The organism is Rhodococcus opacus B4, assembly GCF_000010805.1.
Classification (GTDB): domain Bacteria; phylum Actinomycetota; class Actinomycetes; order Mycobacteriales; family Mycobacteriaceae; genus Rhodococcus_F; species Rhodococcus_F opacus_C.
This window is the reverse complement of the sequence record NC_012522.1, coordinates 568,708-581,097: the sequence shown is the minus strand read 5'-3', so window position 1 is coordinate 581,097 and position 12,390 is coordinate 568,708. Positions and strand designations below refer to the sequence as shown.

Sequence of the window (12,390 nt, the reverse complement as noted above, 5' to 3'; positions counted from 1 at the left end):
GGAGAACGCAGGGTTCGGAACAAACTGTTGGACCCCTGTTCCGCCCGGTTCTAGCGTTGTCGCATAGTCATCCGGTGTGACGTGCAGCACGTGCAAACCACTGCGGCACGTCGGAGAAATCGTGGAGGAGTCCAGCGTGAGCTTGCAGAACCGTTTCACCGAGAAATTCGGTATCGAGCACCCCATCGTCCTTGCCCCGATGGACTACGTCTCCGATTGGAGATTGGCTTCTGCGGTGGCCGAGGCAGGTGGGCTGGGATTGATCGGCGGCGGATACGGCGACGAGTCCTGGCTGCACGATCAGTTCGACCAGGTGACCACCGCCGCGGTCGGTTGTGGCTTCATCACCTGGTCGATGGCGCAGCAACCGCGGCTCCTCGAGACGACGATCGACTACCGTCCTGCGGCGATCTTCCTCTCCTTCGCCGACCCGGCGCCGCATGCGCCTGCAATTCGTGCCGCGGGAATCCCACTGATCTGCCAGGTGCACGACCTCGACCAGGCGCGTCGAGCCGTCGAGGTGGGTGCGAGCGTCCTCGCTGCTCAAGGCGGAGAGGCGGGCGGCCACGGAACGGGGGCCCGATCGACGTTCACCCTGGTTCCCGAGATCGCCGATTTTCTTCGGCGGCAGGCGCCGGAGGTGATGCTGCTCGCGGCCGGCGGAATCGGCGACGGCCGTGGCCTGGCAGCCGCGCTCGCGCTCGGAGCCGACGGCGCCCTCGTCGGGACCAGGTTCTGGGCGGCCGAGGAGGCGGCGATTCCGCGCGCGGCGCAGCGCCGCGCGCTACGCGCGAGCGGGGACGACACGATCAGGCAGAGCGCCTTCGACATCGTGCGCGAAAAGCCCTGGCCGACTCGGTACACGGGGCGCGTCCTGCACAACGGCTTCATCCGGCGATGGCACGGCGACGAACCGGGCCTGCGGGATGCGCTTCGGGAGAAGCAAGAGCAGTTCCTGGTAGCGGTGAAGGCCGAGAACTATGACGTCGCGAATCTGATCGTCGGAGAGGTCATCGGCCAGATCGATCGTGTCGACTCCGTCGCGTCGATCATGGACGACATGGTCGGCACCGCCGCCGCGATCCTCGGTCGCAGTTCCCGCGACCTCGCAGCGATCGGCTCCTAGCCCCCGATCGGTGCGGCCTCGCACACCCCACTCCGCGTCCCTCCCGAAGGATTCCCCATGGCCAGCCAGTCCGTCTCACCACCCGTCCCCGTCAGCGGTGTGCCGAAAAGTAGTCTTCGCAAAATCATTGCCGCGTCCAGCGTCGGAACCTTGATCGAATGGTACGACTTCTACATCTACGGCAGTCTCGCCGTCGTGTTCTCCGGGATGTTCTTTCCCGAAGGAAACGGAACCGCAGCACTTCTCGTCACGATCGCGGCCTTCGGCACGGGATTCGTCGTACGCCCCATCGGCGCCATCGTGTTCGGCCGGATGGGAGACCGGGTCGGGCGTAAGAAGACGTTCATGACGACGCTGCTCATCATGGGCGGCGCCACCACGTTGCTCGGATTGATGCCCACCTACGACCACATCGGAATTCTGGCGCCGATACTGCTGGTGACGCTGCGGTTGCTGCAGGGACTCGCGATCGGGGGAGAGTACGGGGGCGCGGTCGTCTACATCGCGGAGAACTCTCCCACGGAGAAACGCGGTGCGCTCACGAGTGTTCTCCAAACCACCGCGACCGGCGGTCTGCTTCTGTCGATCGGGGTCATCGTGCTCTGCCGGGTCGGGTTGGGCGAGGCGGCATTCACTTCGTGGGGCTGGCGGATCCCGTTCCTTCTGTCCGCGGTCCTCGTGCTGTTCTCGCTGAAGATCCGCATGAAGATGCACGAGTCGCCGGTGTTCGAGGAGATGCGGAAGAGTGGGAACCTCTCGCGTTCCCCGATCAGGGACGCCGTCGCGCACAAGCCGGCCTTCGCGTTACTGCTCGTCGTGCTCTTCGGGGTCACGGCGGGTCTGGGAGTCGCCTGGTACACGAGCCAGTTCTACACGCTGTACTTCCTGCAGACGATCCTGAAGATCGACTTCCTCACAGCCAATGTCTCCGTCGGAATCGCACTGGTCATCGCGACACCGTTCTTCGTCGTCTTCGGAAAGCTGTCCGACAAGCATGGACGGATGCGGATCATTCTGTGCGGCCTCGTCTTTTCGGCAGCCGGCTACCTTCCGCTGTTCGCGTGGATCCGACACGCGGCCGTCCACGGCGACCAGTTCCAGATGGTCCTGGCTCTGACCGTGCAGGTCATCTTCGTCACCATGATCTACGGGCCCACGGCGGCATTCCTGTCCGAGTTGTTCCCACCGCAGATCCGCTACACCGGACTGTCCCTGGCCTACCACCTCGGGACCGGCGTGTTCGGTGGCTTCACCCCTCTGGTGGCGCTGTCGCTCAACACCGCGACCGGCAACGTGCTCGCCGGATTGATCTATCCCATCGCGGTCACCGCGATCACGGCACTGGTGTTCGTGCTGACACTGCGACGTGGAGTGGACAGTCCGATCGTGCGGCGAGCGTGGAAGCAGATCGACTCCGAGTACACAGCCGAATCGATCTCGGCCACAGCGGAACAGCCACGCGGCTCCGTTCCCGCGCCGGAGGCCGCGACCTCATGACCGGCCCGTCCCGGTACGGCGCGATCGCGTTCACCGCCCCGGTCGCCGAGCGGCAGAAGGCTACGGGAAGCATCCACTGGTACGGGCGGAGGCGAGCGCAGGGCGAAAACGTCGGCAGGCCTGACGAACTGGACACGCGCGTGACCGCACTGATCCGATCCACCGACTCGTTCTTCATCGCGACGGTGACGCCCTCCGGGTGGCCCTACATCCAGCACCGGGGCGGCCCGCCCGGCTTCGTGCACGTACCGAACTCGTCGACGATTACGCTCGCGGACTATCCGGGAAATCAGCAGTTCGTCACGATCGGCAACCTCGACGAGAACGATCGAGTGGCCCTGTTCTTCATCGACTACCCGACCCGCACCAGAGTCAAGGTCTACGGACGAGCCGACATCGTCGAGCGTGCCGACGATCCGGAGCTCATCGAAAGGATCCTCGCCACCCCCGACGGGGTCGGCAGGGCCGGCTGTGACCGCGCGCTCGTCGTCCACGTCGAGGCTCTGGACCGCAACTGCACGAAGAACATTCCCCCGAAGTACGGCGAGGCCCGAATGAGGGAATCGCTCGCGTTGGCCCGCAAGGGATTGCAGGACGAAGTCGACGCCCTGAAATCCCGCAATGCCGCACTGGAGCGGGAGATCGCGCAGCTTCGTGGCGGCAGTGACGGTCAGCGGGGTTGACGGACGGTGGCGCCGTGGGGCGGGGGAGAGTTGCGGATCGCGGCGTCCCGCAACACCCGCAGCAGCGGCGTCACCCGGTTGCGGCGGTACACGAACCTCACGACCGCGGGCGGAGCACCGACCAGCGGGATGAACCGGACATTGCGGTGGGTCACGCGCCTCCGGGCGACTTCCGGAACCGTGCCCACACCGCGATCCGCCGCGATCAGTTCGAGCCACTCGTCGAAGTTCGAGCACGTCACCACCGGGCCGTCGTGGTTCGGCCACAGATCCTCGGATGTGGTTCCGCTGAGGGTGTTGATGACCAGAGGAAGGGTTCCGAACTCGGCCCAGTCGATGGTCTCGCGGCTCGCGAGTGGCGAGGCGGCCGAGACCGCCGCGATCCGCTGCTCCTCGAACAGCGGATGCTGCACGAACTCGTCGCCCGGGACGTCCCGGCGAACGACGGCGGCATCCACGGTGGCGTTGTTCAGTGCAGCGATCGGGTCGTCGCAGCGACGCGGAACCACGGTGGCGCGAGAGTTCTTCTCGACGTCGTCGATCACCTGCTGCGCCCACGGGTCGGGGAGCAGCCAACTGAAGCCGAGGGCAAGGGATCGGGTGGTGTACAGCGCAACCGCGGAATCGAGATCACCGAGAATGACGCGCACCTTCTCGACGAACCCGGCGCCGTCCTCGGTGAGGGCGAGCGCACGCGAGGTCCGGTCGAACAACCGCACGCCGAGTGAGGTTTCGAGTTGCTGCACCGTTCGGGTGAGCGCCGGCTGCGTGATGTGCAGCGCGGTCGCCGCGGCGGTGAACGAGCCCGCCTCGGCGACCGCCACGACCGCCCTGAGGTGCCGCAGTTCGATGGTCATAACTGCCAAGCATAGATCCAGCCGAAACGGCATTTCCGCTCGCCGATGCAGCGGTGCACGATGGTGAACGGAAGCGTGAGAGGGCGTGAACCTCGTTCCTCACGCACCCATCGACAGAAAGGATCCTGGTGTTCGATCTCGAGGAAGACCTCCGAATTGCCATCGTCGGGGCGCCCATGGCGGGAGGGCCGAGCACCCCCGAACTCGCTGCCGCGGTTTCGTCCACCGGCGGCCTCGGGTTCCTCGCGGCCGGATACAAGAGCGTCGACGCGGTTCGCCGTGAGGTCGACGCGATTCGCGCTCTGACGGACGCACCGTTGGGACTCAATCTCTTCGTCCCGGGCCGTCCCCTGGCCGACCGCGCGGCCGTGGAGGCCTACCGGGAGCGGTTGCGGCCGCTCGCCGAACGCCGGAACGTGGTGCTGCCCGAGGTCGTCGACCATGACGATGACGCCTTCGACGCCAAGGTCGGCCTTGCAGTGGAGCTTGCGGTTCCCGTGGTGTCCTTCACGTTCGGCCTTCCGCCGCGAGACGTCGTCGATCGGTTGCATGCTGCCGGTACTGCCGTCGTGGCCACCGTGTCGGATGTCGACGAGGCACGGTCGGCCGCGGAGCGGGGCGTCGATGCGATATGTATGCAAGGAGTCGACGCAGGCGGGCATCGGGCGACGCTCGACCCGGACGCGGAGCCGGACCCACGTTCGACCCGGGACCTGGTCGAGGCGGCCCGCTCTGCCGTCGACACACCCCTCATTGCGGCGGGCGGGATCGCGACCGGAGGCGATGTCGCTGCCGCTCTCGCGGCCGGTGCCGTCGCAGTCCAGATCGGTACCGCTCTCCTGGGCGCCGACGAGGCAGGGACCAAACCCGCGCACCGCGCCGCGTTGCACGACGACCGCTTCACCGACACCGTCGTCACTCGCGCGTTCTCGGGTCGTCCCGCCCGCGGCCTGGTCAATGACTTCATCAGCGACTTCGATACCTACGCGGTGACGGCATATCCGCAGGTACATCTGTTGACGAGCGGACTGCGGTCCGCGGCAGCCGCCGCCGGCGACCCGCACGGCCTCGCCCTGTGGGCAGGCGTCGGGTATCGCACTGCCCGGTCCGCCCCAGCCGGCGAGATCGTCCGGGACCTGTGGAGCGAAGCACGGGGATTCTCGTGGACATCGGCGACCTGAGTTTCTTCCTGGCCGTGGCCCGCGCCGGGGGAATCTCCCGGGCTTCGAAAGAACTGCTGACGGTTCAGTCGAATATCAGCTCACGGATCCGGGCGCTCGAGGACGAACTCGGAGTGGAACTGTTTCGCCGCCATGCGCGTGGAGTGACCCTGACGAACCCCGGCGAACGTCTGGTGCCGTACGCCGAACACATCACCCGGCTCGTACGCGAAGTGACGCAGGTCGTCGGCGACGATCGAGATCCTTCCGGCCGACTCGCGATCGGCTCCATGGAGACCACCGCGGGGTTGCGGCTCCCCGGGGTGCTGGCGGCCTTCAGCGAGGACTGCCCCCGAGTCGACTTCACCCTGACGACCGACACGACCGACGCCCTCACCACCCAAGTGCTCGAGCATCGACTCGACGGGGCTTTCGTCTGCGGACCGGTGCGGCATCCGGACCTGATCTCCGAGCAGGTGTTCATCGAGCAATTGGTGCTGGTGAGCGGCGTCCGCATCGCGGGTCTGGATTCGGTGCCGGCCGACGGACGGCGGCACAAGGTCCTCGTCCTCCGTGCAGGATGCGCCTATCGCGCTCGACTCGAGCGGCTCTTCGAGCAGCACGGTCTGCCGGGCCCGGACATCCTCGAGTTCGGAAGCCTCGAGGGCATCCTCGGGTGCGCGGCCGCGGGAATGGGCGTGACCCTGCTGCCCCTGGGCGTGGTGACGGCGTCGCCGTTGGCGTCGGCCCTGAAAGTGCATCATCTCGCGCCGGCCGACTCGCGTGCGGAGACGCTCTTCGTCCGCCGGAAGGATTCGACGACGACACCGGCCCTGTCACGGTTCCTGTTCCACATCCACGAGTCCAGCCGCCCGGCGTCGCTGACATCCGTCGCTCGTTAGGTTCGGCGGCGCGCTCGCCGTCTGAACGCCCCTGGAAGAGAAGGTATGAACGCAATCAGTAGCGCCGGCGAGCGACTCACGTTCGGGGCACCGAGTTCGCCGTGGCTCAGGGTCGGCCAGGTGGGCGCAGCGCTGGCGGCCGGCATGGGTATCGGGCGGTTCGTCTACACCCCTGTTCTCCCGCTGATGGAGGCGCAGGCCGGATTGACCCCGTCGGCGGGCGCTGCCCTGGCGACGGCCAACTATTCCGGATACCTCGTCGGGGCGCTCGCCGGAATCGCCATACCCGGGGTCATGCGGTCCGCCGCAACCATGCGGATCTCACTGCTCGCCCTGACCGTCACACTGGCACTGATGCCGGTCGCATCGAACGAAACATCCTGGGGTGTATTGCGATTCATTGCGGGTGTCGCCAGTGCCCTGGTGTTCGTCTTAGCTGTCGGCGCCATGCACTCCCACCTGGGTGGGCAGGCCGCGCACCTGTCGGGCTGGGCGTTCGGCGGAATCGGAGCGGGTATCGCCCTGTCGGGGTTCGTCGTCCTCGTCCTGCGGACGATGAGCACGTGGGAGTCGGTGTGGTGGGCGGCCGCGCTCCTGACTGCGATCTGCACCTTCGCGGCGTGGACCCTGACACCGCAACCTAGGGCAACCGCGGCGGCCGGAGAGCGCAGAAAGTCACCTGAGCAGGGGGTCCGCTCGTTCGGTGCACTCTTCGTCAGCTATTTACTCGAGGGCGTCGGATACATCATCGCCGGCACCTTCCTCGTCGCGGCGATCGACCGGACCGCGGGCAGCATCGCCGGCAGTGGTGCCTGGGTGCTGGTCGGGTTGGCGGCGCTGCCCTCCGGTCCACTGTGGGCGTCGCTCGGCCGACGATGGTCCCGTCCGATCCTGCTGGTGATCGCCCTCACCGTTCAGGCCGTCGGCATCGCGCTGCCCGCGGCGGCAGACGGCGTCTGGCCCGCGCTGGTCTCCGCCTTCCTGTTCGGGGGAACCTTCCTCGGCATCAGTCAGATGTCGCTCGCGATCGGCGCCGACCTCCAAATCCCGCGCGCGGTAGCGATTCTGACGAGCGGGTACAGTCTCGGACAGATCGTCGGCCCGCTCGTCGTGACACCACTGCTGTCCGACGGCTACCACCTCGCACTGCTCGTCGCCGCGGGTATCGTTCTCGCCGCGGCACTTGCGGCCGCCGCACTGCCCGTCCTCACGTGGGGCCTGCCGAAACGAGCCGGAGCCACCGCCACAGGAGCGTGGTCGGATTGTCGAAGTCGATACCGAACTCCTCCGCGAGGCGGGTGATCCGGTACCGAATGGTGTTGCCGTCGACATCCATTCGGCCTGCCGCTGTGGACACGTTCGCGTTCGAATCGAAGTACGCACGCAGACTGATCCGGGGACAGTCGACACGCGACGGCTAAGGGAACAGCACCTTTCTCCGTTCCGGGACGCTGCCACCGCTAGAGGCTTCGATATCCACTTGCCGTTCACTGTTGCAAGGCGGCCGACACGGAGGAGTGTCCCGGCAACCGGGTGGACGGCTGGCGACCGTTCGCCGCGAGTGTGAGGTGCCGTCGATATGCTGCACGCATCCTTACTGCACACAGCGAAGAGACGGTGACCGAGTTGTCTGATCCGCAACGTGACGAACCCGGACAAGCTGCACGCCGTGGCGGTCGGCCCGATCCTCGACGTCGACGCACAACCGTGGACGCGCACATCGTGTTGCCGACCATCGACGGGCAGTCGTTCGCGTCGTTGCGCCGCCGGGCCACGCCGAGGGCGGAGCGGTACGCACTGGGCAAACGCCTGCGTCAGGAGACACCGCGGTCCGCGCTCGGCGAGTGGCGCGCACCGGACGATCGCCCCGATGTGGTGGATCAGATCGGGGTGTCGCACCAGGGTCGGGTGGAATCGCTGATACCGGTCAGGGTCGGGCGGATGGCGGCCTCGCCGTACGGTTTTCTGCGCGGCACCGCGATCGTGATGGCCCAGGACCTCGCCGGGCTGCCGGCAACCGGCATCCAGCCGGTGATCTGCGGGGATTCGCATCTGGGCAACTTCGGTTTCTACGCCTCGCCGGAGCGCGACCTGGTGCTGGATCTGAACGATTTCGACGAGGCGCATCCCGGCGGCTGGGAATGGGACCTGCGCCGCTTGACTGCGAGCATCTGGGTGGCCGGCCGGCAGAACTCAGCGACCGAGAGCCAGTGCGAGAGTGCAGTGCAGTCCTGCGTCGCCACCTATCGCGAGCATGTGCGCTGGCTCGCGGAGCAACCATTGCTCGCGCGCTCGTTCGAGCGACTCGACCTCGACCGGCTGCACACGACGGCGTCGGACGAGTCTCTGCGCCACGAGATCACCCGCGCCGCGGAGCGGGCTCGGCGCCGCGTCAGCGACCGGGCGCTGCCCCGATTCACCGAGCAGGACGAAACCGGGCGGCGCATCGTGGAGGAGCCGCCGCTGATCACCCGGGTGTCCAAGGCGGAGGCCGAGCGGATCGCCGCCGGGCTCGACGAATACCTCACCACGCTGCCCAGCCACTGGGCACGACTGCTCAGTGGCTACACCGTCGTCGACGTCGCGCACAAAGTGGTCGGCGTGGGCAGCGTCGGACTGCGTGCCTACGTCGTGCTGTGCGAAGGGAGCAGTGCCGACGACGTGGTGTTCCTGCAGCTCAAGCAGGCGCGTCGATCCGTCGTGGCGCGCTTCGTGCACGGCGAGTCCGCCTGGCACGACCACCAGGGCCGGCGCGTGGTCGAGTACCAGCAGGCTCTGCAGACCGTCAGCGATCCGTTGCTCGGCTGGACCACGGTGGAGGGCCGGCAGTACTACGTGCGGCAGTTCCGGAACATGAAGGGCGCGGTCCCGATCGACAACCTCAGCGCGGCAGCGCTGACCGACTACGCCGGCATCTGCGGGCGCCTGCTCGCGAAGGGCCACGCGCGGACCAGTGGTGCGTCGATGATCAGCGGCTACGTCGGAAAGTCGGACACGCTCGACGTCGCACTGAGCCGGTTCGCCCACGCCTACGCGGATCAGACCGAACGCGACCACGCGACTTTGGTCGACGCGGTGAAGCGAGGGAAATTGCCGTGTGAGCCGCTGACGTGAATCGATGCGTCTTCGACGTCCGGCTTCGCGGCGGCCACACTCTGGTCGCCCGCCCGCCCGTCGCGGCAGTGTCGTGGCGGTCGTGCCAGTCGTGCTACTGCGGCTCGACCCGGGCGATGCCGCCAGTCTCGACCTCGAAACGTATCTTGTCACCGCCCGCAACTCGTCACCGTTCACGTGTCTACGCCCGACAGAATGAGCGACCGAAACCGGCGCTTCTGGTCCTCGCTTCCGTGAGCCAACCTGTCATCAGGCACACCTGGTCTCCCAGCAAACATTGGTGTGCTCACCGCTTCCTTTCACAATCGCTGACGACAGGCTCGTGCGCTCGGGCCGGGTCGGGGACGGCGGCGCCGTCAACCGTTCTGGTTCGGCCTACGTGTTCGGGTGGTGTGCGGCGATCGTGGTTGCATCACGTTCGGGATTGACCAGGACGGCGGCGGTGAGTGCGCCAACCAGCATGATGACTCCCACGATGACGAAGCCTCGGCCGTATCCGGCGGCGGTGTCGGCGGCCCCGGAGACGAGGGAGCCGATGAGAAGTGGTGCCGCGACACCGCCGAGGCTGTAGATCGCGACGGTGATCGACATGACGGATCCGCGTTGCTTGGCAGGTACGACATCGGAGAGCAGGGAGAACGCCAGTCCCCAGGCTGCGGTGTTGAGGGAGAACGCGAGCGCGATCAGCACCATTTGGATGGCTCCGACGGGCAACGCGGTGAATCCGATCATGCACACACCGCCGGCGGCGAGTAGGCCGGCCGCGAACAGGGCTCGGGCGGTGCGGGACGATCGTCCGGCCAGCGAGAGGCGGGTGGAGATCAGGCCGGCGAGAAAGGTCAGGATCACGGCCGCGGCGAAGGGCAATGTGATCAGCAGTCCGGTGGCGTTGGCGCTGTAGTGCAGGCCTTCGCGCAATTATAGCGGCAACCAACTCACCTTCAACGCGGTCGCCCAGTAGGAGCAGAACGAGAAGATCGCGACACCGATCACTGTGGGGCGAGTCCACAGGAGCCGGACGGGCACGGTGTCGGGAAGCGTCACCGCCTGATTCCCGGTGCCCGCTCCCGCATTGCCGGCGGGTCCTTCACCGCCGATGAACAGCCAGGCCACCAGCCACATCACTCCGGCGACCATGAGCACGAGAAACGCTGCGTGCCAGCTGTAGCTCTGGATGATCCAGGTCAGCACCGGGGCGGCGATCAGCGGGCCGAGGGACGCTCCCATGATGACTACCGAGGCCGGTAGTGAACGACGCTTCGGGGAGAACCAGGTGTGGGCGATCTGTTGGGACAACGCCCCAGCGGGGCCTTCGGCGAATCCGAGCACCATTCGGCAGGCGAGGAAGACCCCGAATCCGACCGTCGTGGTCATCGGGGCCAAGCTGAGCACCCATAGACCGACCAGGCCGGCGAGGAGCCATCGCGCGGAGATACGTCCGCCGAGGGATCCGAGGGCGACCGCGCCGACGGCGAAGAGCCAGAAGAACGCGCTTTGCGCGGTGCCGAACTGCTGATTGCTCAACCCGAGATCGGTCTTGATCTCGACGCCGGCGAGGCTGACAACGACCTTGTCGGCGAAGTTGATCAGCATGAAGGCCATCAGCATCAGGGTGATGATCCAGCCGCGCCGGCGAACGCGAGGGCTATCGAGTTCAGGGTCGGCGACGAGGTCGCCCCCCTCGGCTCGGGTTTGCGGATTCTGCAGGGACACAAGGGCTCCTGGTGGTCGTAATCGGTGAGGGGTAGGTGGCCGGTGGCGGTTCAGGTCACGTCAGGGAGTACTCGCCCAGTCGGTAGTGGGCGACGATCTCGTTGCTGTGTTCTCCGAGTTCGGGGACCCTCCCGGCGTCCGCGGTGCGGGGGGTGCTGCGGGAACGGTAGGGGAGGCCTGGGATGGAGTATGTGTGTCCGTCGCCGGTGCTGCCGGTGGCGAAGATGCCGCTGGCAATCACATCGGGGGCGCTGGGGACCAGGTCGTAGGTGCGTACGGCGCCGGCGACGATGCCGACGGATGTCAGCGCCGCAAGGGCGGCTTCGGTGTCGAGGCCGGCGAAGAACGGTGCGAGCGCGGCAAGGAGTTCGCCGCGATGGGCGACCCGTGACGGGTTGTCGACGAAGCGGGGGTCACTCGGTAGATCAGGTTGGCCGGCGAGGCCGCAAAGCTGGGCGAATCGCTGCTCGGTGTAGGCGGAGATGACGATCGAGCCGTCAGCGGTCGGGAAGACGTCGGCGGCTGGTGCCGCGGTAGGTTGTCCGTTGCCGCGCCGGTGGGGCGCGACGCCGGTGATCGAGTATTCGCCCCAGTTCACGCATTGCAGGTCGATCGCCACGTCGAGCAGCGAGACGTCGATGTCGTCCCCGAGACCGGTACGTTCTCGTCGGAACAGGGCCGACAGCACCGCCTGGGTGACCACGTAGGAGGTGGCATGGTCGACGAGCGGGAAACCGACGCGTTGCGGGTCTCCATCGGCCTCTCCGGTCACTGACATCATGCCTGTTTCCGCCTGGGCGGCGATGTCGAGGCCCGGCCGGCGGCGGGAGGGCCCATCCGTGCCGAAGCCGGACACGGCGGCGAGGATGACGGTGGGATTCAGTTCGTGTATTTCGTCGGCCGACAGGCCGAGCTTTTCCATCACCCCTGGTCGCAGGTTATGGATCACGACATCGGCTCGGGCGATGAGGACACGGGCGTGGCGGAGATCGACCTCGGTCTTGAGGTCGAGGACGATCGACCTCTTGCGCCGGTTGTAGGCGCGCATGATGGCCTCGCCGTAGACGCCGATCCCGCGTGCCTGGTCGCCGCCGGGGCCTTCGATCTTGAGGACGTCGGCGCCGAGGTCGGCCAGGGCCTGCGCGGCACCGGGCGCAGCGATGTACTGACCGAAGTCGACGACCATGATTCCGGCCAGGGGCAGGTCATCGGGGGCGTTCGCAGAGTCTGGCATGGTTCCTCATTCTGTGCCGGGGTGGACCTCGGGGCTGGTGGAGCCGTTCTGGGTCCTCAGCGTGGCCGAATGGGTTGCTGTCGTACCATCGGCGCCTGTCACAC

11 protein-coding genes are annotated in these 12,390 nt (G+C 67.0%); 7 read left to right on the top strand and 4 right to left on the bottom strand.

The window, feature by feature from the left end; genetic code table 11:
* Positions 1 to 121 precede the first annotated feature (121 nt).
* From ROP_RS02645 to ROP_RS02635, 3 genes are read left to right on the top strand one after another with little or no spacing between them, the layout of a single operon-like run.
* Positions 122 to 1,126, top strand: a complete 1,005-nt coding sequence (locus ROP_RS02645; protein ID WP_269454430.1) for an NAD(P)H-dependent flavin oxidoreductase — start codon at positions 122 to 124, stop codon at positions 1,124 to 1,126.
* A 57-nt stretch (positions 1,127 to 1,183) separates the two neighbouring features.
* Positions 1,184 to 2,623, top strand: a complete 1,440-nt coding sequence (locus ROP_RS02640; protein ID WP_012687814.1) for an MFS transporter — start codon at positions 1,184 to 1,186, stop codon at positions 2,621 to 2,623.
* Positions 2,620 to 3,306 carry a pyridoxamine 5'-phosphate oxidase family protein gene (locus ROP_RS02635; protein WP_012687813.1) on the top strand — a complete coding sequence of 229 codons (687 nt, stop codon included), beginning with the start codon at positions 2,620 to 2,622 and terminating at the stop codon, positions 3,304 to 3,306. The genes ROP_RS02640 and ROP_RS02635 overlap by 4 nt, the downstream gene beginning before the upstream one ends.
* Here the strand turns inward: ROP_RS02635 and ROP_RS02630 are convergent.
* Positions 3,294 to 4,163: a LysR family transcriptional regulator gene (locus ROP_RS02630; protein ID WP_012687812.1), complete on the bottom strand. Its 870-nt coding sequence runs from the start codon at positions 4,161 to 4,163 to the stop codon at positions 3,294 to 3,296. The genes ROP_RS02635 and ROP_RS02630 overlap by 13 nt on opposite strands.
* 128 nt (positions 4,164 to 4,291) lie before the next feature.
* Here ROP_RS02630 and ROP_RS02625 point away from each other — a divergent pair, with 128 nt between their 5' ends.
* From ROP_RS02625 to ROP_RS02610, 4 genes are all read left to right on the top strand, one after another.
* The gene (locus ROP_RS02625) at positions 4,292 to 5,344 is read left to right on the top strand and encodes a nitronate monooxygenase (protein WP_012687811.1); all 1,053 of its coding nucleotides are present in this window, start codon (positions 4,292 to 4,294) and stop codon (positions 5,342 to 5,344) included.
* On the top strand, positions 5,326 to 6,225 hold the full coding sequence (locus tag ROP_RS02620; protein WP_012687810.1) for a LysR substrate-binding domain-containing protein: 900 nt from the start codon (positions 5,326 to 5,328) through the stop codon (positions 6,223 to 6,225). Before ROP_RS02625 ends, ROP_RS02620 begins: the two co-directional genes overlap by 19 nt.
* Positions 6,226 to 6,270: 45 nt before the next feature.
* On the top strand, positions 6,271 to 7,527 hold the full coding sequence (locus ROP_RS02615) for a YbfB/YjiJ family MFS transporter (protein ID WP_012687809.1): 1,257 nt from the start codon (positions 6,271 to 6,273) through the stop codon (positions 7,525 to 7,527).
* 405 nt (positions 7,528 to 7,932) lie between these two features.
* Entirely contained in the window at positions 7,933 to 9,339 is a 1,407-nt protein-coding gene (locus ROP_RS02610) for a DUF2252 domain-containing protein (RefSeq protein ID WP_012687808.1), read from the top strand.
* Positions 9,340 to 9,714: 375 nt separating this feature from the next.
* Here the strand turns inward: ROP_RS02610 and ROP_RS43980 are convergent, their stop codons facing one another.
* The 3 genes from ROP_RS43980 to ROP_RS02600 are packed head-to-tail and all read right to left on the bottom strand — an operon-like array spanning position 9,715 to position 12,286.
* Positions 9,715 to 10,257, bottom strand: a complete 543-nt coding sequence (locus tag ROP_RS43980; protein WP_012687807.1) for an MFS transporter — start codon at positions 10,255 to 10,257, stop codon at positions 9,715 to 9,717.
* Entirely contained in the window at positions 10,258 to 11,052 is a 795-nt protein-coding gene (locus ROP_RS43975; protein ID WP_012687806.1) for an MFS transporter, read from the bottom strand. It lies immediately after the preceding gene.
* Between the two features lie 55 nt (positions 11,053 to 11,107).
* Positions 11,108 to 12,286: a CaiB/BaiF CoA transferase family protein gene (locus tag ROP_RS02600; RefSeq protein ID WP_012687805.1), complete on the bottom strand. Its 1,179-nt coding sequence runs from the start codon at positions 12,284 to 12,286 to the stop codon at positions 11,108 to 11,110.
* Between the last annotated feature and the right edge of the window lie 104 nt (positions 12,287 to 12,390).

Excerpts from the sequence above, each read along its gene's own strand:
- ROP_RS02615 (WP_012687809.1), top strand. The coding sequence starts at position 6,271 with ATGAACGCAATCAGTAGCGCCGGCGAGCGACTCACGTTCGGGGCACCG.
- ROP_RS02640 (WP_012687814.1), top strand. The coding sequence starts at position 1,184 with ATGGCCAGCCAGTCCGTCTCACCACCCGTCCCCGTCAGCGGTGTGCCG.
- ROP_RS02600 (WP_012687805.1), bottom strand. The coding sequence starts at position 12,286 with ATGCCAGACTCTGCGAACGCCCCCGATGACCTGCCCCTGGCCGGAATC.
- ROP_RS02635 (WP_012687813.1), top strand. The coding sequence starts at position 2,620 with ATGACCGGCCCGTCCCGGTACGGCGCGATCGCGTTCACCGCCCCGGTC.
- ROP_RS02630 (WP_012687812.1), bottom strand. The coding sequence starts at position 4,163 with ATGACCATCGAACTGCGGCACCTCAGGGCGGTCGTGGCGGTCGCCGAG.